Consider the following 22,865-nt stretch of genomic DNA (forward strand, 5'->3'; position numbering starts at 1 on the left):
TCAACGGCTGGAACGACCGCAAACACCCCTTCGTCTGGACCAAGACCGCCGAGGACATTCTGAAGAAAGCTCAACCGAAAACTAATTAATGACACGAGACACTAGAGCTCGATGGGCTTCTCAGGAGGCCGGCCCCGGACCTCGGGAGAAGCGAGCACATGCATTTCGCCGAACAAGGGACCGGCGACGGTTGCAGCCACCGTGATTCAGGCGCGTTTGAGATTCGGGATACCCAAACCCCGCGCTGCTCGGCCCCATCATGCTTCTCGACCTTGCGTCCGGACGCGCCGAGTCTAGACACTGTACGGTCGCGCAAACCGGGTCCGCGCGAGCATTCATTCGTTTGACCGATGGCGACCGGCGCGCCCAAGTACCTATGGTGAGCGATGCTGCCATCTGCCGCCGGGCAACGAGGGTCCGGTCAGGCTCCGAGGACCCTCCCGTACAGCTGGAATCCTTAACGTCAGCGAGGCCCCGATGTGATGTGGCAGACTGCCGACAGTGAAGGACCGTATGACCGCATACAAGAAGGGCGCAGAGTAAGTGGCTGCCAAAGACGACGAGGGCAAGTCGAGCTGGAAGGAGGTGCCTCCCGGCGACAAGGAGTCCGGAACCCCCGACGATGCGTTCGACGATTTCACCTTCTGGGTCCCCAGCGACGGCCTAGAGAAGGAAATTTTCGAGGACGCCCGCGATGCGGGACGTAAGGGCCTCCCAAATGTCGAGGGCCCCAATCCTCTCGATGAGCCCGATGCCCTAACGCGGCTCCGGAGTGTCGTGACTGATCTGTGCTACGGGAGAACGAAGGTCGCCGTTAATATCTTTACGCCTTCCCGGCGGAAAATTGCGGAGTACTCGGAGACGGTAGTGCTCGGCGCGGCGAGTTCGGCGAATGACCGCCGCGCTGCGGCACAGCTGAAGGCAATTCGCGTTTCCCTCGCTGGATTAGAGGCGGAAGTCGAACGACTCGAAGACGCCCTCAACGCACGGTTGCAGCTGCTAGAGACTCACTTCGACCGGCTTGCCAGCCACTACACCCACGAGTTAAAGCAGCATCACCCCTTCCCCGATATTCTGGAGTTGAGGTGGAATCCCGAAAAGTTCCAGTTGGAGGACGACATGTTTGATTTTGGCCAGGACACAGCCCGGAAGGACCTGCGCCGGGCTCGAGAGAAGGATCAGTGATAAGCCGGCGAAATCTACGGCGGGCGCCTCTGGCCGTCGCCATCGGCCTCGCGATCACCACGATAGCCGCCTGCGGGAGTGACAATGAGCCTCCTGAGAACGGCACCGTCGTGCTCGCGGATGCCTCGGCCAGTGCAGAGCAATCCGAGATGAAGAATAAGGCGGCCGAGGAGTTCGCGAGCGCTGTCGGTCGGCTTACGGCGCCTGGCAAGGTCACACTGATGGCCTTCAACACGCAGGTCGGTTCCTCGCCGTGCGAGCCGGTGGTGGCCAGCCTTCCGTGGGATCCCAACTCAACCACGGTTGATGACAAGAAAAAGGAGCTTGTCGCCCAGGCACCTGCGGCAGTGGCCCCGTACTTCGAGTGTGTCGAGACCCATACGAGCGTTCAAGGCACCGACATCATCGGTGGCATCGCCGAGGCCGCCGACGTGCTGCGCAGTACGCCCGGCGACAAGGCAATCAGCCTGGTGACCGACGGGTGCAACAACAGCTACGGCGCGAACACTTGTGCGATCGAGGTCACCGACCCGGCCTGGCGGTCCGCGCGAATCGAAGCCCTGCCGACCGAAATGAAACCCGACCTGACCGGAGTCACGCTGACGATTACCGGCCTAGGCCGCGGCGCGGATATCAACAGTGCACAAGTTCAAGGCCTGAAGGCCTTCTTCAGAGAGTACGCAGAGGCAACCCATGCAACCTACGCAGGATAAGACCGCAGCGCAGTCCGCTGGGGGAGTGACCGAGCGCCCTTTGGGAGAGCTGGTGGCAGCAACCGCCGCACTAGTGAGTGTTGATAATCAGAACAACCCAGTGATCGACGAGACGACCGCCGCACAGGCGGTCGGCATCGCGCAGAAGATCGGGCAGATCGACGGCGGCCAGCCGGGCTGCGATGTTCATTCGACACAACACGTCCTGCCGAGCGAAAAATTCATGGCGGCGGCTGTCAAGGCGGAGTTCCCGGAGATCGGGCGACGGGTCGACATGGCAATTAGCGAATCCCGCAGCGGGGTTGCGCTCTCCAGAGAGACCGCGAAAACAAAGGGCAGTTCGTTCCGCGACTCGGTCCGGAGCGTCCTGTCGCGCCATCGCCTGTTAATCCTGGCGGTCATTGTCGTTGGCTTCATCGAGTGGATGATCGGTACGGGGTGGACGCAGCGTGTCTTCGACCTCACTTCCGATCAAGCGCACATCTTCGCACTGGCCCTGCCGGTCCTCTTCGCCCTTGTCGGCCTGGCTGTCGCACAGGGAGTGATGGCAAGCGCAGAAAACCGCGCGCCTCGGATCATCAAGTCCGCAACGGCGCTGCTAGTTCTTCTGATTCTGATTGTGATCGTGTGTGCTGGCCTCATCATCTCCGAAACCGTTGTTAAAGGCAGCAACAGTGGCGGGGGAATCTCCGGAGGTGGGATTTCTGGTGGAGTGGCGACCTCTGACGGTTCCGGTGATACCGGGTACCATCTCGTAAAGCTTGGGGTTTACGTATCCCTCCTATTGATGGTCACCGCACTCGTCATGCTTCTTCACCTCTTGGACCTGTGGCGCGAACGCAAGAAGGAAGTCGCTGCCAACGCACTGGCTGCGATGTCGGCAACGACACCGGCCCAGATCGCTGCCGCCAATATGCAGTACCTCGAGTCGTTCCTCGACGTATACGACTCCCTTATCGCCACTCGTGAGGCCATCGTCACCAGCTACATTGCGGGCGTGCGCGCCGCCCTCAAGCCTGACCTTGGCGACGTTTGGTCTGGCGAACACCTTCTGGATCCGTTGGCGGAACCCAAATGGGTCGAGGAGCTCAAAGCAGAAATCGCCACGCTACGTGCAACTGCGTAGTCGGCCGATCCACTCCAGCGAAAAGGCGATGCGGCCCGCCCGTGTCGCTTTTTCGTCTCTCCGGGTTGTGCTGGCTCGACCCGAGTGCCGACGGTAAGTCCGATCAGACAGATCAGATCCCAACTGTAGGCGGCGGATCGTCGAACGAACAGTTGATGAGGTCGCACTCGGGTCCGAGGCGAACACCGAAGGCTTCCTCCACCCCGTCCCGGATGTGCGCAGCGAATGCCATGACGTCGGAAGTCGTGGCACCGCCGCGATTGGTAACTGCCAGCGTGTGGCGACTCGAGAGCTGGACACGCCCGTTGCCCCAGTCCGCTCCGTAGCCGCGGGGGAACCCCGCGTTCTCGATCAGCCACGCAGCGGGAAGCTTGGTCCCCGCAACATCGGGGTACTTGGGGCATTCGCTCGCCCGCGCCGGGACCTCATGGAGCACCGGGTTCACAAAAAACGAGCCGACGCTCCAGGTGTCGTGGTCCGCCGGATTGAGCACCATCGCCCGCTCGGTGCGCATCGCGACGACGGCCTCACGAAGAGCTGCGACGCTGACTGTGTCTCCAACTTCGACGTCCAACCTCTGGGCGAGCCCTGCGTAAGCGATCGGCTGCGACTCTCCGGTGCGAGGCAGCTCGAATCCCACTGACAGCACTACGTACCGCGGGTTTCGCTTGAACAACGACTTCCGGTGGCTTCCGAACCCACAATCGTTGAGTGGAATCTCGAGAACGACGCCGTCGTGCCGATCGTAGGCGGTCACATGGGTCAGGAAGGTTGAGACCAGAGCTCCGTACGCACCGACGTTCTGGACCGGGGTCGCCCCAGTCGATCCGGGGATCCCAGACAGCGGCTCAAGCCCCCCGAGTCCGCTCTCGATAGTCGCGACCACGACTGAGTCCCAGAGTGCGCCGGCGTCCGCGAGAACCCGCCCGCCATCGATAACGACTCCGGACGTCCGAACCTGAACGGCCGCTCCTCGGAAACCAGCATCGCCAACAACAAGATTCGAGCCATCGCCCATGATGAGGACCGGCACCTTCTTGGCGTCGAAGTGCTTGACGACCTCGACCAGTTCTGCAGTCTCTCGTACCGCTACGAACTCGTCGGCGGGACCTCCGACGCGCATCGTGGTCAACTCGGCGAAGGTAGTAGTCACGGCGTCATTATACAAGCGGCCCGACATGGACGATCCGTCACCAACCGAAACCCACCGGTCCGGCGCCGGTCACCCTCGGGCCTACCAGCCGCTCACAGATCAATTCGATCGGGTTATTGATAAATTGGACGTTCTCAATGCGCCTGATCCGCAGTTCTTCGGCTATCGCAACTCTATTAAAGTAAGCGTACGAGCCGACGATGACAAGTTCATCGGTGTCCATCTGGCCGTCGATATGAGTTGCCAAAAACAGTTGGATGTTTCGCCGATGAAACGGTTCGAACAATTCGGAATCCAATACTTTGGCAAGGTTCGCCGTTTCATATTTCTTGGTCAACTGTTCTTTACGCGAGACCGTCTGTATATCTACCGTTGAAGCCAGGTCTTCGACCTGCTTTTCAGTGAGTTGTTGCGCAGAATAGGCCGCCAGCACGAGCTTCCCAAAGTAGTAAGCGCTACCTTCGTCGCCGAGCAGGTGCCCTCGACCACCGACCTGCCGACGTATCGAGCCGCGGTGCACCTCGACGAGAACGGAACCCGTTCCCATCACGGCTATCACACCACTCTTCATGTCGAGAGCGTGAACTACCCCCTGAATGTCAGTAAATATCGCCACTGACGAGAAGTGAGTGCGGAACAGGCCGTGTAAGACCTGCCTGTTCCCTAGCTTCCCCATACCGGCGCCGAAGAAATACAGCGGAACCTTGGTAGTTATGTACGATTCCAGGAACTGTTTGCTGTCGCCGAAGAACGCTTCGCAGAAGTTGACTGGATGGTAGCTCTTGGTGTCGAAAAACACCCTCGAATTATCGAGGTAGACAAACGCCCAAGACGTCTTCGTTCCGCCCGAATCAGCGATGACACACGCCAGCTTTTTGCCGGTCATGATGTCCGTGCAGAGGCGATGTTCACGACATCTCCATGGGAGGGTCGGTCACCGGAACGTCGAGCAAGACCTCGGCCGCATCCACCAAGAGGCGCCGCGCCGAGCGCATCGCCGACAGCGTCTCTTGGAGGAGGTACTCGGCCGTGAGGGGCCGATCACCCCAACCCGCTCCGAAACCGACGGCGTCGACGTCGAGTCCGTGGGCCAAGTACAGCCGACGCACGCCGTCGAACGCCTGGAAGGGCACGAACACCTGGGTGGTGACGATCAACGCCCGCTGCCCCAGCTGGGGCTCAGACACTCTGGCCCAGAGCGCGAAGGTGTCTGAGGTGTCAGGCCGGAACGGCGGCCGACTCGTGTGCGCCGACAGCACCTGCCCACGCGGACCGCCGCCGTCGCGCAAATCGGCTACACGCTCATGGGTGTAGGCCAGCGGGGTCTCCCCGGGCTCACCGAATGCTTCCCGCCATTCCTCGCACAGGACATCTGTCGCCACGCACCCGCAGACCAGGATCGGAGCCGCCGATATCAGTGAGAACTCGCGCTCCGCCGCCCCAATCATCAGGTCGAACTCATCGCTTGCACCGCGGGCGTAGTACTCCACCGCAGGCGCCTCGGGTGGTTCGGCGATGAGGAAGCGGGGGCTGCCGAGGAAATACAGTCGGCCAAGTTCGTAGTTCCTGCCAATTTGGCTGGCGTATTTGGCACGCAGCTGGGGTGACGAATAGCCGCCACCGAGGATCAGCGTCTCGTCGTACTCCGGGTATCTGGGGGCGGCCTCATTGACCAGGCCCAGCTGAGCGGCGAGCCGGAAAATCCGCTCCCGGCGGTCATCGGAGAAGTCGGCAGCGACGGCCTGATGGCGCTCGCGATACCCCGTCGCGCCGCGGCCGCGGAAATCGAAATGCTCGGCGGCGATCTGCTCCACCGCGATCGTCCGCCGGAGGACGTCGACCTGATCCGCCGTAAGCCTTCCGTCTTCGGCCGTTCCGCGCAGCAGGTCCGGAATCCAAGCAGGCAGCGCTTCACCGGAATGCAGCCAATCGTCGTCGGGCGGCGGCGACGGCATTGATCCGCTCGGCGGCAGGTGCTCACCGAACTCGACGAGCAGCTCGCGCATCGGTTCGCTGAACAGCCAGCCGGAGACGAAGCCGAATGCGTGTCGGGAACGTTCTCGGGGATCGTCGCTGACCGGCAGGGCACTGCCCAGCAATTCACTCAGCATGAAGCGCTCGCGTCGCTAGATTCGCCAACGTCAAACTGCACTGCAGTGTCTCCTGGTTTCCACGCCGTTACCCCGTACGTACGCTACCAGCCGGCCCCATTCCCCCGGGCCCAGTCCATCAGCGATGGCGGCGCACTGTGCAGCCCTGAGCAGCTCCGGTAGCGTCTGGTCTGTTCCCTCCCGTACAGCCGTGACGATCCTGCTCGACAGGTAACCCGCTCCACGATCGTCAACCCCGCCGATACCGGCGACGACTGACGTCGCGCCGCCCAGCATCAGAGCGACAGACAGCGCCAGCGGCTCACTGTCTTCGCCGATCTCCCCGGAGTGGCATGTCGCCAGCAGGACCGACCGAGGCCATTTCAGGGAGAACGCCTGCGCGACAGTCAACTCCTTCGCCAACTGAATCTTCTGCCGGAGGCCACTGCCCGCGCAGTGCGCCGCAACATGCAGGAATCCCGTGCTTTCGGCGTGCTCTGCAAGGAGCTCCGCCAGATCTGTCGATCCTGCGGCGCGGCTTTTCCAGCCTCTCTCGTCAAGCAGGACATGAACCTGCTCCCCCGGCCCCGGCCGGTACTCCCAGCTCGCCAACTCGGCCGTCAGATCCAAAGGCGAGCCGACCGCACGACCATTGCGGACGACGTCTCCGGCAAGGTAGGCCATGTTCGGCCCCGACACCGCCTCGATTACCTCATCGGACAAGTTCGGGAGACTCGGTACCAGCGCGATCGTGTACCGCTCCGCGAGGAACTGGTCGCCTAACTGCAACGCCGGCCATGGGACCTGGTCATGCTTCTGATGCGGTGAGATCAACAGCATCGACGCATCCCCTTCACCGAGGTCAGCCGGCAGCAAAGCTTTCGGCAGGCCCTGCAGCCATTCGGCGGCCAACTGGTCCTTGCCTTGCTCCGCGTTGAAGGACCCGTAAGGTCCGGTGAAGGTGAACTTCCCTGTCGGGGAGATGTGCGTCTTGAACCACGACTCGTCGGACGGGTTAACGGTTCTCGCCAACCAGACGAAGTCCAGCGCCTCCGCACCGTGCAACCGGTCGCGGATGTCATCGGGCTCGGCCTGCATCTCTCCAGTCATGTCGATAGACAGGGGCCCGAGCCTTTGCAGCACCCTGGTCTCGTTGCGGCTGATATTCAGTTGAGCGTTGCGTATCTTCTCGAGCGCGGCCTCCTGGTCGGCACGAACCGATTCGCTGAACTCGGATTCGAGGTTCCCATTCCAGAGGATTTCCTCCTGCTCGGCGATCTGGGTGAGGTAAGTGCGAACCACCCGCGGTAGGTCAACGGCCGGATCTCGCAGGAGAAGCCCGAGAGTCGACTGTTTCACAATTGTGGCCAGTCGGAATCCCGCTTCACTGGCGATGGCCGGATTCCGGGCACACATGAAAGCGACGTCGCCGAGACACGCCCTCAGAACGAGCGCCAGTGAACTGCCGCTCCGCGCCAAAATCCGCCACCTGGTCATGATCCGCTCGACGGCGGCAATCGCGTCCAGTGCGCGCTCCACCACCTTAGTGGCCACCGGACCATCGAGTCGGTTGGTCACATCCATCGCGCAGAGCGTGGCGTTCAGTTGGTGGATGACATATTCGGCCGAGTCAGTTCGGCCTGCGCTCAGCGCATCTGGCACATGCACTGTCAGGGCATACACGAGATCATCCGCGGAGCTGCGACCACACAGATACTCAGCCAACGCCCGCGCGAACAGCACCTTGCCCCGCCACCAGTGCTGACTGATCGCAAGCAATTCCGGACGCTCCGCGGGGTCGGAACCATCGAGGTATGCGGCGATATCCTCGACAGACCCACTACCGCACAGTGCGGCAATCCTCTCGTACTCGAAGTTCCACCGGTAGTACTCCAGGCTCGTACCCGGGATCAGGTCCTCCTCGATGCGGTCGTGCAAAGAGTCCGACCACCGAGTTCCGGGCGAGTCTCCGATCCGGGACGACCTGATCCAGCCGAGAACGATCTTCACCCGCAACTCCAGGTAGTCGACCTCGCCCGCGACGCCACCGCTCTCGTCGAAGTGGCCGATCAAGCCCAACGCAAACTCCAACAGGTGCGCTGCCGTCGGAGCTTCCAATTTGTGTGCATCCCGCCTCTGCCGAAGCCAGCCGAGGTCCAATTCCTTCGTTCTCGCCAGGTGCCCGACCACATCGTCCTCGTCGAACCATTTGCGACGAGAATCACCCATCTGATCGGTGAAGAGTGCGATCGATGCCGCGTGGGCCAGATTCTGCACTCGGTTCGGTGTCGCGTACGGATCGGCCGCTTCACTCGCCCGGGCCAAGTGCGCGGACGCGGCCTGCCGGAGCGGTTCCCGATCGACGACGGGCCGCGCTTTGCGGCTATGGTTAATCCGGATCGCTGTTTCCGCTTTGTGCGCCGTGATGAGCATGTCGTAGCGACTGAGGCAGTTGCGCACGAGACGCGCGCGAGCCCTATCTGGTCTGGTCACTCCGGTCTCGTCACTGCGGCGCTCGCTTCAGAGCGGCCAGCACCCTCTCACGTCGACCAGGCTCGCTCTTCGCGAAGCGGTCGATGTTCAGCCAGCGCGCTCTCCATGTCAGATAGCCCGCGGTACCCCGCAGTTCGGCGATTCCGGTCAGGTACTCCGGCATGATGACACTCCCGATGACGTTGGCATCGTCGCCCCGGCGGTCCAGCCATGCCGCGAGGCTGTCGACATCGTTAAGGTCACACTCCTCGCCCACCTCGGTCGGCGCGAGCAGGGTGTCCAGGGTGCGGTCGGGAAACAACAACAGGAAGTTCAGCCGAAGCTGGACCAACGATCGGAGGTGGCTGTCCTTCAACGACCGAGAGACCTCGGGAGACGGATGCTCCTGCTCGATCTGCCTATAGGCGTCGATGAAACCGCTGACGAGATCTGCGATGAAACCATCCCAGGTGTCAGCGTCACCCAGCGGCGGCAAGCCATAGTCGGCGAGGCGCGGACACATGGGAAGCAGCAGCAGGTACGCCCGGGCGGTCATGATCGACGGCAACTGCTTCACCGTGGGCCCGAGAAGGTGCTTCTCGTCTTTGGTGGGCTTGAGTTTGCCGGTTCCGACGAGGTCGTCGGCCAGCCTCATCGCACGCTCACCGCTCGTAATCCCCACCTGCAGTCGCTGAGCGAGCCGGATGAGCACGTCCTCCTGGTCGTCGTCGACGACGTCGCCGTTCTCAATCAACTCGGACCATCGGCACAGCATGTGCTCCGGTTCACGGCAAGCCGTGCCGGTCCACGCGAGATAGTGCTGTTCGGTGATCTCGTTCAAGACGTGTTTCAGATCCGGGAAATGCGGCGAATCGCTCCACACCCCGGAGTCGATCTCGCCGGTGCGCTGTGTGAGCTTCTCGTCGAGCCTGTCGTGGGCCGTCCATGCATCGAGGTACCCCTCCTCCGTGTCGAGCTTGGAATGCGCCAACGCCTGGCTGCGCAGGGCTCCCAGTGACCGCATGCTGAACACCGACCACGGCAGGCTCTCCGCGAGGTGTGCTAGTTCGCCGATCTGCTGAACCGACGTCAACGAGGACTCCTGCTGCTCCGGCTCGAGCTTGGTGTAAGCCCGGAGGACTCGGTCGATAGCCACCCGGGCAGCCTCGTAGATCGCCCAGCCGAGCAGCCGCAGTTCGACGACAATCTCGTCCGGCGGAACCAGCAGAGCATTCCCGACACGGGCTGCGCGGGCCTCGGAATACGCCCCACGAACGTGTTCGTAAGACTCGCGAATGATCGGGAAGGCGGCATTCAGCGCTTCATCCTGATCGTCCTGACGCTGCAAGTCCTCACACACTTGCTTGAGCCTGCCGGCCCTGGTCCCTTCGGTGCGCCCCACTCGTCGCATGCCCCAATACCCTCCGCCAGTCCGCCGACCCTCGTCTTCACTCACGGCAACTTAATGCGTAGAGTTCCTACTCCACCCGTCGGCGACTCCAAGTTCCTCCGATCGGACGAATCCGACTCGCCTTGTCAGTTCAGGCTGAAGTCTGGCCGTCCGCCTGAGTCGTCTCGTCGATTCGACTGGCCCGGATCGGATGTCCGGCGGTGGTCAGACAGCGACCCGTCTCCAGATCCCACTTCCAGGCGTGCAGGCTGCACATCATCACGCCGTCCTCGATGTCGCCGGTCAGGGTCAGATCGGCGCGCAGGTGGGGGCACCGGCGCTGGACGAGCCAGCCGTCGAGCTCGACATCCTCGGTCTGGTCAGCCTGCTCGGCGTACCAATTCTCCACATACTCGATCCGATCCCGCGACAGGCACTTGAAGAAGGTGTAGATGAACTCGTTGAACTTCCCCACTCGTCCGGCTTCGAACTGCATCGAGAGGAAGATCGAGTTCGACCAGTCGATCTCGCGCTCCTTGATGTTCGTCGAGACGATATCGGCCGGAATCGTGAACCAGTAGCTCGTCTCTTCGCCGTCGTACTCGCGCACTTCTGCGTTGGGAAAGTCGACCACCATGTCGAGCTCACCGATCTGAAACCGGACGGGGCCGCCGACTCCGGCGCGGATCGTGTCCGCACGGCGCAGCAGCGGCTCGAACCATCGCTTCAGTCGCGCCAGCATCTTGTCCGGGGGCAAGACCGCGGCACGCGATCCCTCTTCCTCGGCAACTTCGTCCTGCCGAGTGCTTCGCTGTTCCTCGAAGTATTCCCACTTTCTCTCAAACAGCTCGGTCACCTCGTCATCAGTGAACAGCGTCTGCTCCACCGAGACCTCGCCGTCGTTCATCGTCACGACCGTCCCAGGAATGAAGACGTACCCGCGGTAGTCGGGCGCCTCGGCTTCCATTCGGCCGATGAACTCGGCCTGGTCCGTGAAGATCGAGTCGTTCTCGACGCCGTCGCCGTTGTAGCGGAACAGCTCGTCGCGCAGGAACATCGGCGGGCCGGCCATCGGGAAGACGTGCGGCGCGTCAACCTTGTTGATGTAGTACATCGCCCGGGTGTGTTGCGCCTCCCGCTTGAGGCGCGCGAAATTCTGCTTCGCGTCCTCCGGCAGGTCGTAAACCATCGGCCACCAGATGGCACCAGAGAACTGAGTGAAATACGCATCCGGCTTCGCGAACGTCAGTATCGCCTCCAGGTCGAGCGGATGCGAGTCGTTCTGGTTCAAGATGCTGGCCGTGCCGTCGTCGACAGACAGGCTTGAGTCTCCGATCGGACCGTCGGACGGTGCACGCAGCGGCGTGATCATGATGCGGAGCGGCCCATCTTCGATTACCTTGCCCGCTTCGGTATAGATGATGTTCTCGTAGCCGAGGTACCGAATGTCCTTCTCGAGGTCATTCGTCGGGTACTCCGGCAGCAAGACCTTGATGTCCTTGGGCACATACTTCTCCAGCAGCCAAGGATCGAAGTGGTCGCGGTGCCGATGCGAGATGTAGAGGTAGTCGGCCTTGCCGTAATACTCCCAGTCGAGACTCCGGTTGTCGGGGAATGGGAACCACGAACCATAGAAGGCTGACTTAACCCACGGGTCGCAGAGGATCGTTCCCCCGGCCGTCTCGATGAACATTCCGGCATGGCCTAAGCCTGTGATTCGCATGTACACTCCTGAGCGCTTACTGCGAAGTATACAGAAGCGCCGGGCGGGCCGTTGGTCCCTGCCAGGCGCTTCACGACGTCAACGGCCGCGAGCCAGGCCGCACTGCTCTGCAAGACTTCGCACGTTCGAACGACATATAAGGGCGTCGCCAGCCCGCGGAACCGGTGTAACCTCAGGCCCCTAACGTGCGGGGGACGAAGGGAAGTCACATGGAGATGCTGCAGCTGGGAGACCACGGACCCGAGGTCTCCAAGATCCGGGAGCTGCTCGTGCGTCTCGGACTGCTGCCCGATCCGGGCTCCAGCGTCGAGCCGCACGATCGCTTTGATCACGAGTGCGAACGGGCCGTCCGCGAGTTCCAGGAACAACGTGGGCTAGTGATCGACGGACTCGTCGGCCCCTCGACTCTCGCCGCCCTTCACCGGGCCGTTACTCGCGAGAGCGACCGACGAGGCCCAGCCGAAGCAACTTCGCCCGCAGACCGGACACGACCCCACACACCGATCAGTGACCTCAAAGCAATGGCCGGCGTCGCCACTGACGACGGGGACGACGTCGAGGTGACAGTCTTTGCTCCGCCATCCGCGGTACCGGGCAACGACTTCCTGGTCCAAGCTCTCCTGCACGCTCCCGATGAGGATGACCTCGCACATGCCCTCGCCCTCGAAGCCGATCACGAGGCCACCCGCCGAGGCCACAGCGCCCTCAGCCTGCCGCTACCGGACCGCGCGCCGCTCACCCTCACCCTTTCCATGCCCGGAATGGAGATCGACGATCCCGCCCCAGAGCTGATCTGGAAGGAAGGCAAGGCGGCCGCAGTCCAGTTTGGGGTCGACGTTCCTATTGATTTCCCATCGAACTCGGTGCGCGGCACCGTCACTGTCTTCTGGGCGGGCATCCCAATAGGTACCGTCAAGTGGAAACAGTCCGTCACTCAGACTCCGACCAATTCGTCGGTGGTCCCAGTCGACGGCGTGGCGCACCGGTACCGGCGCGCCTTCATCTCATACGAGAGCACCGACCGCGACCGTGTGCTCCATCGGGTCCAAATGCTGCGCCTCATCACCGATATGAAGTACTTCCAGGACGTGCTCGTCTTGAAGCCGGGAGAACGCTGGCAGAACCGGCTCTACGAGGAGATCCCACAATGCGATCTCTTCCTGATCTTCTGGTCACAGGCGGCGAAGGACTCCGAGTGGGTGAAGAAGGAAGCCGAGGAAGCCCTCCGGGTCGCCGACGACGACACCGTGGAGAACGCGCCGGTTATCATCCCGGTGATCATCGAGAAGCCCGTACCGGCCCCGTGGCCGGAGCTATCCCACCTGCACTTCTACGACGACCTCGTCGCACACATGGAGTCCTGAGCACTCCTGGGCATGTTCGCTGGTCCGAGTAACGGTCGGGGGAACATCTCCGGCGGAAACACTGCTTGATCGACTGTGTTCGCACACATGCACGTTCCCGCGCCGCACAGTTCACGTGCCACCGAGGATCGAGTCTCGACTGGCGACGATATCGCGTTTGAGCTCGTCCACCAACCGCGCGACGGTTTCCCGACGCCCAAACATTGATCCGCAACCCGAAAGACGACGAGGCCGACTCCTCTGTGAGCGGACCTCGTCGTCTTCTCCGCGACGGCAGCGCGACGCTCTTGCAGCCGATCTGCGGATTGTGGTTACGGCGAACTAGCCTCCGTGCTTGGGGATCTGCCAACACGGATGTTCTGAACGGTTGTTAACCCGCGCTTCTGTGCAGTACGCGCAGTTGCAAGTGCATTTAGCCATCGGACTCTCTCCTCGCTTGGTTAGACGGCGGTCAGGCTCTAGGCGATCGCATGCCGATGGTATCGGCGCACAGCCAGCATCGTTGTAGATCGTCGTGTGTTCACATGGACGGACGATGAAGTCACCATCGAGGTCTGCGGCGGGGTCAAGGTCGCGTTAGCGTGGGACGCGAAGGCCTCCTGGTTTGTGAAGCGAAGAACTAGACAGCTCCACTTCACAACCGGAGGCCTTCACCTGTCAGCCGAACTCACCAACGCGAGTCGGGACAACCTCCCTGGACATCACAGCTAGTCGGTCCGTCACCAAGAAGGCGCCGTTGCTGTTGCAGTTGGTGGCAGACGGATGGATTCGTATGTCTGAGTGCGGCCCCGAGTCAGCCGAGGGGTCTGACGCGGGAGCGGCGTGGTCAGCGGCTTAAGTCGCTGATCGTGCCGCCAGAACTATCGTGACGGAGTGGGCCTCGGTGCGGGGAAACGGTTGTCTACTGAACGCCGGACGACTCAGAACCGGCCCATTCAGAAAGTGATTCGCCGATGAACACCTCCGCCAAACCCCGGCGTTACCTCCGCGCACTGCTGACCGGTGTGCTTGCCTCAACACTGGCCGCGGGACTCGTCGCGTGCGGCGACGCCGCAGAAGCCCGACGTGACGGGACCCTCTTCGTCGTCGCCACCGCGACCGCCAACGAACCGTTGCCGGTACTTCCGGATTCGCTCAGTGGCGTGCTTAAGACCGCTGTGGAAGCCGGTGAAGGTTTGCTGACAGTCTTGATCCCGCAGGATGACGGCTCCGTTGCGGCTGCCGGTAGTCCGATCGACATCGTCGTTAAGCGTGGCGACGACGTCGAAAACGATGCCGGCGAGATCGCAAAGGGGCTTGCTCCGATCCGTGCGGCCGTCGATGAGCGGCTCGCCTCCGCGGCGTCAAACAGCACATCGCTGGATCTCCTGTCGGGATTGAACGACGCCGCTCGTCGTTCGAGTGACAGCACAATCGTCGCTATCTCTAGCGGTCTGCAAACCGAAGGTCTGGCCGATTTCGCCGGTCTCGGATGGGAGTTCGACAACGCTGATGTCATCGGACAGCTGTCGGAGGCAGGCTTCTTGCCGGACCTGAGTGGCCGTCGCGTCTACTTCAGCGGACTGGGTGAGGTGGCAGGCAAGCAGGAAGTGCTGCCCGAGCCGATGATTCGGAAGGTCACCTCTTTCTGGCTCGACCTCTGCAATGCGGCCAAGGCCAACAGTTGCGACGTGGTCGCGGGACCGGCCAACGCCGGTGCCACCGGGTCAACAACCCCGGCCAAGCTGGTTCCGGTTCCGGTTTTCGCGCTCCCGCCACTGAACAACGGGATTGACGAGCTGCGGCTCGACTCGCAGGCCCTATTCGGGCCGGACTCGGCAGACCTGCGTCCGGAAGCGACCGCCCAGATGGGAACGCTCGCGGCGCACCTGAACAACCAGGGCAAGGCGATCACCATCACCGGACATGCCTGGAAGTGGGGGCCTGCCGACTCGGCGCGCGACCTCTCGCAGCGTCGCGCGCAGGCCGTCGCCCATGCGCTGACATCGTCGGGCCTGCGGCCGGAACTCATCACGCAGGTTCGCGGTGTCGGGTACGACCAGCTGATCACCCCGGCCGGTGCCGACGAAGACGCCACCGCTGCAGCGAACCGCGTCGTCGTCGTCGACCTGGCGCGTTGAGGCGGTGTTCGTCATGAGTATAGAGATCCAGCAGCCTACACTCATCGCGGAAGAGGAGACACACATGGCACGCTTGTCACCACCGTTCGTACCGGACGCTGCGCACCGTCGCGTCGATGTGACGCTCGATGTTCCACGAGAGGGGCTTCGGCGGAACCAGATTCTGGCTGCGTACTACCTGGCGATGCCCGAGCCCCTACCCGAACGCGGGACGGTCCCCAGGCACCTGAAATCTTGGTCGGGACATCTCGGGGGCACGCAATGGTATCGAACTGAGTTCCCGCAGACCGCCATCCTGTTTGCCGACCCTGCCGTGAATGCTCTCCCGGAGGAGGCGGCGGCGGCCGTAACCGCATGCAACACCTACGTCGATCCGCTGACCAGGTATACGGCGGGCTGGGTGGGCAGCCTGGCGGTTCTCATCCCTCCGGACGTTCGCGGGCCAGCGAGGACGGGGCTTCGGGAGGTCGGCCGATTCGCCGCCGGGCAAGTCGTGCGAGCGATGGCCGCCGCGTCGGGTGTCCTGGAGTCGAGGGGTGTCCTAGAGGGTTTCATAGCCGATCCGTCCCCCCGGCATGAGACTGACGAACGCACGGCGCTCGACGCGTACTTGACCCGGATTGCGCAGTGGGTCAGGGACATCGAGGGGGGCCTCGTCGCGCCACTCACCCCGGAGGGAGTCACTGCCCTCAACGGCTTTGCAAAGGCACTCGAACGTCTTGGAGCAATGGACACCTCGATCGATGCTGCGCTCGTCGCCGCGTACCGCGAGAAGGCTCGAGCGGCACTGACGCAGATCATCCGTGAGAATCCGGACCTGCTGGCCGACGACTATCTGGCTCGAGCGTTCCAATCGGTGATAACAACCTACGTTAACAAGCTCGTCAAAGGTGAGCCGGTGGACCAGATCGGCGCCAGCTACGTCCGGAAGCGAATCGAATCCAAGCGGCTAGACGACGAGAGGAGCACCCGAAGACAGGGTGACTCGATAGATGAGGAACGTCCCACGTCGGCCCCCAATCTCCTCGCGGATCCGGGTGATCCGACACGGGAAATCATCACCGATGATCGGGTGTTGGAGGTGGCGATTAGGTTCCTCGACGCCGACCCTAAACTTCGGACGGAAGCGGGAGGCCTGTGCTGGGAAGCGGAGCAGGTCCGCGCCGAGTTCGCATCGGAACTCATCGAGGTCGATCGCGACAACAGCAACAAGCGAAAGTTCACCCCGCGTGTCCGCGAAGCATGGAAGCAGCAGCGGCCGAGTAATGCTAGGTCGACGTCCGCCATCGCCGCGTCCATGGACTGCGAGATACTCCTTCGCACGACGCTAAAACGAGCGCAACTCGATCTGGAGAATACCTACGGAGGAGATCTGTGATGTGGGGAACCGTTGAAGCCGCCGCGGACGGCAGCATTTCCTGGCACGCCGATGCTGGCGTAGCGCTCGGCCCAATCCTGTTCGAGGTGGACGGGGTGCAGTTAATCGTTGACGCCGCGGCACCCGAGAACATCGTTGCGCTCGCGGCTGTCGATGCCGATAAGTTGCGCAGCGTCGCGCATTGGTTCACTGATCCGGCAGTCATCGCGACGATCGCGGCCGCTGACGACGGTACCGAGACCGAGGGACCGGTGGCAGGCGACGCAGTCCGGCGGGTTGCCACCGTCGAAGCTGTCGACTCGCTCGTGCTGAGCGACCTCGACGAGGGCGTTTTGCTCCTGGACCATGCGTTTGCTGCCACCACTGCGGGCAACCTCGGCCGTGGCGCCGAACATTTCATGCTGGCGAGCGTGGTGGCCGACAGGATGGTTACTGAGATTGCCGACCACGACTACCTGGGGCCGCTAAACAGCCGACTGCTGGAAGCTGTCCTTGCGGCACCCGAGGGTACTTTCCCAGACGGCGACCGCACCGAGTACATATCGATTCTGCGCGGCCGCTTGGATCGGACCGACGGACCGTGGCGAACCTTTGTCGAGGCGAGTGCTTCCGGCGAGCTCGCCCTGACGTTGGGCGAGGCCCAGTCGGTGAGCGCACAGATCGCTGACCTCCGCCTGGTGCCGCGGCGATTGCTGACCTTTGGCGGTCCCGACGTTCCCGAAGTCACCATTACAAATGGTGACGACGAGGTCACCCTGTCCGCACAGCTGCGCCCCTCCGTCGACGTCGATGGTGCCGAAGCCAACGAGGTCTTTGCCGTCGTCGCCGACGAGGAGACCGGTGAGTTGCTTTCCCATGCTCCCGCTCGCGTCGTGGGGGATCGGGTCGAGGCGACGGTGGCACTGCACGGCATCGATCCAGACACTGTGCGCTGTGCTCTGGTGGGCTCGGAAGTTAATATCGATTCGGTCCGCCTGGACGAGATCGGTACCCGAATTGCGGGGATCGACCGGCAGTGTCGGTTCGCCTGGTCCGAGCATCGCCGGGCTGGCGCGCTGCTCGCCTCGGTGAGCGCCTCGTCGACAGAGGCCGAAGTCGAGAAGGTCGCGCGCGCTGCGTCGCGCGCCCGCAAGAGCGCCGAGAGAGAAGTGAAGTCTGCAGCCAAGCGCGCATCCAGACTGTCTGGGACGGCCGGGCTGAACCAGTACGCAGCAGCGGTGACGTGGCTTTCCGATCGGCTCGCTGAGGCGCCAGCGACCGACGGTCCGACGGGACCGACGATTGCCGAGCTATACGCGGTCGCTTATTGAGCCCGCATGACTGACGTTGTTCTCCTCTTGCGAGCGTTCGATGCAGACTCGACGTTCCTCTCGTTCCGCTGGCTGGACGACCCAGACAATCCGGTGGTCCACGCTGTCGAGGCTGCCAAACGTAATGCTCTACTGGCGGAACTCGACGCGGGATTGGTTGGTGGGTCGGAGGCGCGTTTGGAGGAACAGATTCGCGCTGCCGTGACGGGGCCGCTGACCGATCCGACTGCCGAGGCTGCCATCAGCAAAAATCTCGGGGAGTGGCTGCTGCCCGGCCCGATCCGTTCGGCGTTGGCCTCGCGAGCGGCCAGCGGGCGTGTCACGGTCAGGGTCACACCGAGTCGCGCGCTCGCCCGGGTCCCGTGGGAGCTGCTGCTGATAGACGGCTATCAGCGGTTGCTCGAACTCGCCGACGTCGTCTACGAACCGCCGGCAGCGATACATGTGGGGCGGAGCAGACTGCCTGCCTCGTGGCACGACGTCGTCGATCAGCCGGTCTGCTACCTCGTTGATCCGCGGCTGCCAGCGGGCTCGGGGCTCGGGGCCGTGCTTGTTCAACGAGGCGGATCGCCCGCCGAGGACCTCTTCGACGCCCGCATGAACCGCTATCGGCTGACCGTGAACTCGGGAATCGGGGTGGATCTGGATCGCTGGGATCTGCGAGATGACCTGGCCGAGCGACCGCGACGGCTCTTCTACTTTGGGCACGTCTCCTCGACCCTGGACCAACCCGGGTCGGCATCACTGCATCTCGGTGATGACGCCGGAGTCTGGGGTCTGGCGGCAACGATGAACGACGCCCATCGGCCGCTTTCGGCACTCGATCTCCTGCTCGGGACCGCATCGCCGGAACTGGGCCCCTGCGAGGGGGTGCGCCCGGAGTCACGGGAGGCCGGTGCCAACTTGTGGCCGATGCCGCCGCGGGTGGCGCTGATCGCCTGCGAAGGCGGGGCTGATTACCGGAGTTCGGAGACGTTCGGTCTCGTGACGGTGATGTTCTCGGCCGGGGCCGAAGTGATCACGACGACGCGGTGGACGCTTCCGTCGGATCATGCGTTCGCGACATTCGCCGGGGTAGACCAGGTGCCCGGGCCGACACTGGAACTCGCGCTGGCCGTCGACTTCAGCCAGGAAGCCGCGGACCCTGCGGCCGAACTCGCTCGGTGGCAGCGGTTCAAGCTCACCCAATGGCTCGCCGACCCGGGGCCCGCGACCTCGCCGCTCACCTGGGCAGCGGTCGGCTGCCATGTGTGCCCGCCGAGGGCGGTCCTTCCGCCGGAGCCGAAATGACTGCCGCGGGCGAATCCGACGACGTCGAGTTCGAAGAGTGGAGTCGTCGTCTGGATGAGCTTGACGCGGCGGTGGAGGCCGCCGACGAGGGTTGGAGACCCCACGAGAGTGGTCGGACCGCCTACCTTGCGCTTGTTGAGCATTTCGCCGGCCAAGTAGGCCCCGACGATTTGATCGGTCTCCTGGTGTAGAAGCTGGGCCACCGGATTACGATGACTTCCTTCTTGTCTACGCTGTCGGCGCGCCGAAACTGATGGCCGATCTCATCGAGGTGGCGCTCAGCGGTGGTGTGTATGGGTTGGCTGCAGGTGCCACTGACGTCGCTCGACCCCGCCCTGGCAAACATCCTGAACACAGAGCCGCGCGTGCAGGTCTGGTGAGGTCGAACACTACCAGGCCTGCGCGGATCAGACCGGCCGGGCGGCCGTTGGAAGGCAGGCAGTGCATCCGCCTTCCAACGCGCTCCCCCGGTAGGTCAGGCCGCCTGCTCGATGGCGTGCGGGCCGGCCGGCTCTTCGTCGGCCGTGCGGACCCGGGGGCGGTACGTCAGGCGCAGACGCTCCAGCCCGGCCCAGGTGATTGCCGCGGGACGCTCGGTCAACTCCGGGAGGAGTATCGGGGCATACACTTCACCGGCGTGGCCGAAGTCGGTGCGCAGACGCAGAATCAACTGGGTGGCCGGGAGCATCGCATCCTGAAGGGCGCGTTCGGCGTTGTGCAGGGTGCGCTCGGCCTTCTCGTCGACCTCGGCGATCTGCAATTGCAATCCGATGATCCGCTTGGCGAGCTGCTCGTCCTCCCGCTTCCGTTGAGCGATCTGTCGGCTCAGCGCATCGCGGAAGGTGACCTCCGGGGACGCCTCCATTGCGGTGATCCAGGCGACGATCAGCGGAGCCATGGTCGCGCAGAGCGCAATCGCCAGGCCGACCGTGCCAACCAGCGGCTTTGCGCTGGACTCGCCCGCAGCCAGCCCGATGCGCTTGTACATCGACCAGCCGACCACGATGGCGATCGTGGTGATGATGACGGCCGCTGCTATTAGGGCGCCAAGGCTGTCGGCAATCAGCCGCTGGCGGTCGACGCTGTCGCCCAGCCGGTGGAAGCGCCGGTAGACAGCTTGACCGAGCGTGTGCGCCGCGATGGCGAGCACCGCTGCGGCGAGCAGGCTGAAGCCCAGGGCGGTGACAATCGGGGCGATCTGCTCGCCCGGCTTTTTGGCGAGCTTCGCGAAGCTCGTGTTCTCGATGGTCATCATCAGCACGAATAGCGCCGCGACATCGATTACCAGCAGGCTGACGGCCGCCGCACGCCAGAAGCGGGACACGTGGTGGCGATGCCGGGTGGCGCCAGCGGCGGTCTCCTCGTCGATCTGGGTGGTGAGGTCGTCGGCACGTTCGGTCATTTCCGAGACTCGCATCGAGCGACTGGCGGCCTTGATCCGCTTGGATTCGCTCACCAGGTGCGACCGAGTGGCCGACTGGTCCAGCTCGGCTTGCGTGGTTGCGAGGGACTGGCCGAGGCCGGACCGCTGCTCGGCGAGCGAGTTGAGCTTGCGGCCGTAACCGTCTTCGGTGGCCGAGACAGCCATCGAGGTGAGCGACAACAGCTCGGCTTCGCCATACAGGAGGTCGCCGTCGGTGGTACCGAAGGCGCCCTGCTCGATCACGCGGCCGATCTGCTGGGCGGCGCGCGCGTAAACCGCCTCGCCGGCGTTTTCTGCCTTGCGGCGGTGCCATCGGGAACGGAGGGTTGCGAACATGTGCTTCTCCTTGTCGGGTCGTCCAGCCCGGTGGCTGGTTCACCGACTGACCGTTTCCCCAAGGCCGGGAACCTCGAGTGGGCAGTTTCTCCGTGGAGTCACCAACCGCAGTGCGCAGTGAGCGTTGGTCTGTCTAAAATCACATCCGAGAAGAGGGGATTCCGGTAGATGGAACTGATCGAACCGCCGATCATCCCGTCGCGCACCGAGGCCGGGATGGTGAGCCGCCCGGTGGATAGGCCGACGATGATCGGATGACCTCATTCGAGCGTTCTGCAGTGCGCAACTGGTTTGAAGGTCTGCGAGTAGATCCCTTTCTAGTGTTCCCCGGCACCGAGGACGCCGAGATTGTGAACGGCAACCTCGATGGAGCACTGGACAGGTTGGTGGCGGCCGCTGCGGCGTGTGCAACGACGGGTGATCGTGAACGGTGGGCGGCTGCGGTCACCGACCTGGCGGGCGTCGCAGTACAACTTGGCGAGTACGTCCTCGCCGAGGACACGCTGAAAGAGATTCTCGACGCGCATACCAACCTGCCGATAGACGACGAGGTCATCGGCGAAGCATTGATGACGCGGGCGAATCTGTTCTGCGCTACCGGGCGGCACGATGTGGCCGAACACGAGTTAACCGGCCGCCTGAACCACTACCCGGCGGGCTCGTTCCGCGGAGCGACCAATCGCGAATCCCTAGCGGTCCTGTACGCGGAGACTCATCGTCCGGAACTAGCGATTGTGCCGTTGACCGAGGCGATCGCAATTTATGCGAACTTGGGCAAGAAGATCCGCCAGTTGGAAGCCCGAGCGAGCCTGGCCTGGGTTCTGCTGGCGACAGGTTCGCACGACGGCGGTCGGGCGGAGTGGGCGCAGGTGCGGGCCGCCTTCGTCGCCATGAAACGTCCGGAGCGTGTCGCCGCTTGCGATTACAACTGGGCGAACTACCTGGTTGATGAGGGGATGTTTGCCGAGGCTGATCGCTACTTCGACGCTGCTGCGCGAGGACTGGCTGGCGCTGGTCAGCACCACCAGTTGGCGAATCTTCAGTGGAATCGGGTGCGCAGGCTTAAGGCGGAAGCGGAATCCATGTCTGGCGTCGATCGCCAGCGCGAACTGGAGCTACGCCAGCGTGCTGCGGACATAGCTGTGTCTGCAGTCATCGCGTCTGACTACGAACGCTTTCAGTTCAACGACTCCGCCCGCCGGACACAGTGGAGCCAGCACATTGGTCCTCGCATCAGGAAGGCATTTCGGCTCGCGTACCACTACGGATCGCCGGAGCTAGTCGCCGACCTGATCGAATCGGCGCTCAGTGCGGGTGTCTATGTCCCCGGGCCGGAAGATCCGGTGCATGTGGCCGAGGTGGCGAGTGCTCAAGGTGGTCCGCCCGTAGCGGAGTCGGCTGTTGAGGACGACGACCCGCCGGCGCTGGCGGTGATGCACGGTGTCGCGGCGCTCCTGGCTACTCCGGTGCTCCCGGTCTCACCGCCGCCGGCGCTGACCTCGGCGACCGGACGGACGCTGCTTGGCCGGCATCGGACAATGGCGGCTGAGTTTGATCCGGACCTCAAGGCGATCTTGGCACGCGTGCCTCGCGTCGCTGCTTGGTAAGTTCAGCATCATCGGGCCACGATTTCCTCGTCGGATCTCCCACACGCTGCGCTGCTCCATGACGTGCGCGAGTCTTCGGTGGAACGGATCGAGGTAGTCGCCGGATCTCATCGCCCTAATCTGCACACGGGGCAGCTCTGAGCCGTCGACGAACGAGAGTCCACCGACAGTCGGAGCCTGGGCTA

The 22,865-nt window shown here is 63.2% G+C and carries 16 protein-coding genes; 9 read left to right on the forward strand and 7 right to left on the reverse strand.

Annotated elements, in window-relative coordinates; genetic code table 11:
- Nucleotides 1-543 precede the first annotated feature (543 nt).
- The 3 genes from ACFFJD_RS14410 to ACFFJD_RS14420 all read left to right on the forward strand — a co-directional run bounded on the left by ACFFJD_RS14410 (nucleotide 544) and on the right by ACFFJD_RS14420 (nucleotide 3,024).
- Nucleotides 544-1,185 carry a hypothetical protein gene (locus ACFFJD_RS14410; RefSeq protein ID WP_382365350.1) on the forward strand — a complete coding sequence of 214 codons (642 nt, stop codon included), beginning with the start codon at nucleotides 544-546 and terminating at the stop codon, nucleotides 1,183-1,185.
- A gap of 110 nt (nucleotides 1,186-1,295) precedes the next feature.
- The gene (locus tag ACFFJD_RS14415; protein ID WP_382365352.1) at nucleotides 1,296-1,898 is read left to right on the forward strand and encodes a hypothetical protein; all 603 of its coding nucleotides are present in this window, start codon (nucleotides 1,296-1,298) and stop codon (nucleotides 1,896-1,898) included.
- Between the two features lie 25 nt (nucleotides 1,899-1,923).
- Nucleotides 1,924-3,024, forward strand: a complete 1,101-nt coding sequence (locus tag ACFFJD_RS14420) for a hypothetical protein (RefSeq protein ID WP_382365354.1) — start codon at nucleotides 1,924-1,926, stop codon at nucleotides 3,022-3,024.
- A gap of 112 nt (nucleotides 3,025-3,136) precedes the next feature.
- Here the strand turns inward: ACFFJD_RS14420 and ACFFJD_RS14425 are convergent, their stop codons facing one another.
- The 6 genes from ACFFJD_RS14425 to ACFFJD_RS14450 form a co-directional block, all read right to left on the reverse strand.
- Nucleotides 3,137-4,177, reverse strand: a complete 1,041-nt coding sequence (locus ACFFJD_RS14425) for a UDP-N-acetylmuramate dehydrogenase (RefSeq protein ID WP_382365355.1) — start codon at nucleotides 4,175-4,177, stop codon at nucleotides 3,137-3,139.
- A 37-nt stretch (nucleotides 4,178-4,214) separates the two neighbouring features.
- Nucleotides 4,215-5,063: a hypothetical protein gene (locus ACFFJD_RS14430; protein WP_382365357.1), complete on the reverse strand. Its 849-nt coding sequence runs from the start codon at nucleotides 5,061-5,063 to the stop codon at nucleotides 4,215-4,217.
- 22 nt (nucleotides 5,064-5,085) lie between these two features.
- On the reverse strand, nucleotides 5,086-6,288 hold the full coding sequence (locus tag ACFFJD_RS14435) for a hypothetical protein (RefSeq protein ID WP_382365359.1): 1,203 nt from the start codon (nucleotides 6,286-6,288) through the stop codon (nucleotides 5,086-5,088).
- A gap of 30 nt (nucleotides 6,289-6,318) precedes the next feature.
- A complete protein-coding gene (locus ACFFJD_RS14440) occupies nucleotides 6,319-8,700 on the reverse strand; it encodes a CHAT domain-containing protein (RefSeq protein WP_382365361.1) in 2,382 nt (793 codons plus the stop codon).
- 70 nt (nucleotides 8,701-8,770) lie between these two features.
- Nucleotides 8,771-10,087 (reverse strand): hypothetical protein, encoded by a 1,317-nt coding sequence (locus ACFFJD_RS14445; RefSeq protein ID WP_382365363.1) that lies wholly within the window; start codon nucleotides 10,085-10,087, stop codon nucleotides 8,771-8,773.
- Nucleotides 10,088-10,280: 193 nt separating this feature from the next.
- Nucleotides 10,281-11,852 carry a Rieske 2Fe-2S domain-containing protein gene (locus ACFFJD_RS14450; RefSeq protein ID WP_382365365.1) on the reverse strand — a complete coding sequence of 524 codons (1,572 nt, stop codon included), beginning with the start codon at nucleotides 11,850-11,852 and terminating at the stop codon, nucleotides 10,281-10,283.
- A 209-nt stretch (nucleotides 11,853-12,061) separates the two neighbouring features.
- Here ACFFJD_RS14450 and ACFFJD_RS14455 point away from each other — a divergent pair, with 209 nt between their 5' ends.
- The 5 genes from ACFFJD_RS14455 (at nucleotide 12,062) to ACFFJD_RS14475 (ending at nucleotide 19,314) form a co-directional block, all read left to right on the forward strand.
- Nucleotides 12,062-13,216: a TIR domain-containing protein gene (locus ACFFJD_RS14455; RefSeq protein WP_382365367.1), complete on the forward strand. Its 1,155-nt coding sequence runs from the start codon at nucleotides 12,062-12,064 to the stop codon at nucleotides 13,214-13,216.
- A 953-nt stretch (nucleotides 13,217-14,169) separates the two neighbouring features.
- On the forward strand, nucleotides 14,170-15,336 hold the full coding sequence (locus tag ACFFJD_RS14460; protein WP_382365369.1) for an OmpA family protein: 1,167 nt from the start codon (nucleotides 14,170-14,172) through the stop codon (nucleotides 15,334-15,336).
- Nucleotides 15,337-15,349: 13 nt separating this feature from the next.
- Nucleotides 15,350-16,714, forward strand: coding sequence for a hypothetical protein (locus ACFFJD_RS14465; RefSeq protein ID WP_382365371.1), 1,365 nt, complete (start codon nucleotides 15,350-15,352; stop codon nucleotides 16,712-16,714).
- A complete protein-coding gene (locus ACFFJD_RS14470) occupies nucleotides 16,714-18,024 on the forward strand; it encodes a hypothetical protein (protein ID WP_382365373.1) in 1,311 nt (436 codons plus the stop codon). The genes ACFFJD_RS14465 and ACFFJD_RS14470 overlap by 1 nt, the downstream gene beginning before the upstream one ends.
- A gap of 6 nt (nucleotides 18,025-18,030) precedes the next feature.
- A complete protein-coding gene (locus tag ACFFJD_RS14475) occupies nucleotides 18,031-19,314 on the forward strand; it encodes a CHAT domain-containing protein (protein WP_382365375.1) in 1,284 nt (427 codons plus the stop codon).
- 475 nt (nucleotides 19,315-19,789) lie between these two features.
- Here ACFFJD_RS14475 and ACFFJD_RS14480 read toward each other — a convergent pair whose 3' ends face one another.
- Nucleotides 19,790-21,073 (reverse strand): hypothetical protein, encoded by a 1,284-nt coding sequence (locus tag ACFFJD_RS14480; protein WP_382365377.1) that lies wholly within the window; start codon nucleotides 21,071-21,073, stop codon nucleotides 19,790-19,792.
- A gap of 254 nt (nucleotides 21,074-21,327) precedes the next feature.
- On the opposite strand from ACFFJD_RS14480, the gene ACFFJD_RS14485 reads away from it, so the two are divergent.
- Nucleotides 21,328-22,680, forward strand: a complete 1,353-nt coding sequence (locus tag ACFFJD_RS14485) for a tetratricopeptide repeat protein (RefSeq protein WP_382365379.1) — start codon at nucleotides 21,328-21,330, stop codon at nucleotides 22,678-22,680.
- The last annotated feature ends 185 nt before the right edge of the window (nucleotides 22,681-22,865 follow it).

Source organism: Gordonia phosphorivorans, from assembly GCF_042432625.1.
GTDB lineage: Bacteria > Actinomycetota > Actinomycetes > Mycobacteriales > Mycobacteriaceae > Gordonia > Gordonia phosphorivorans.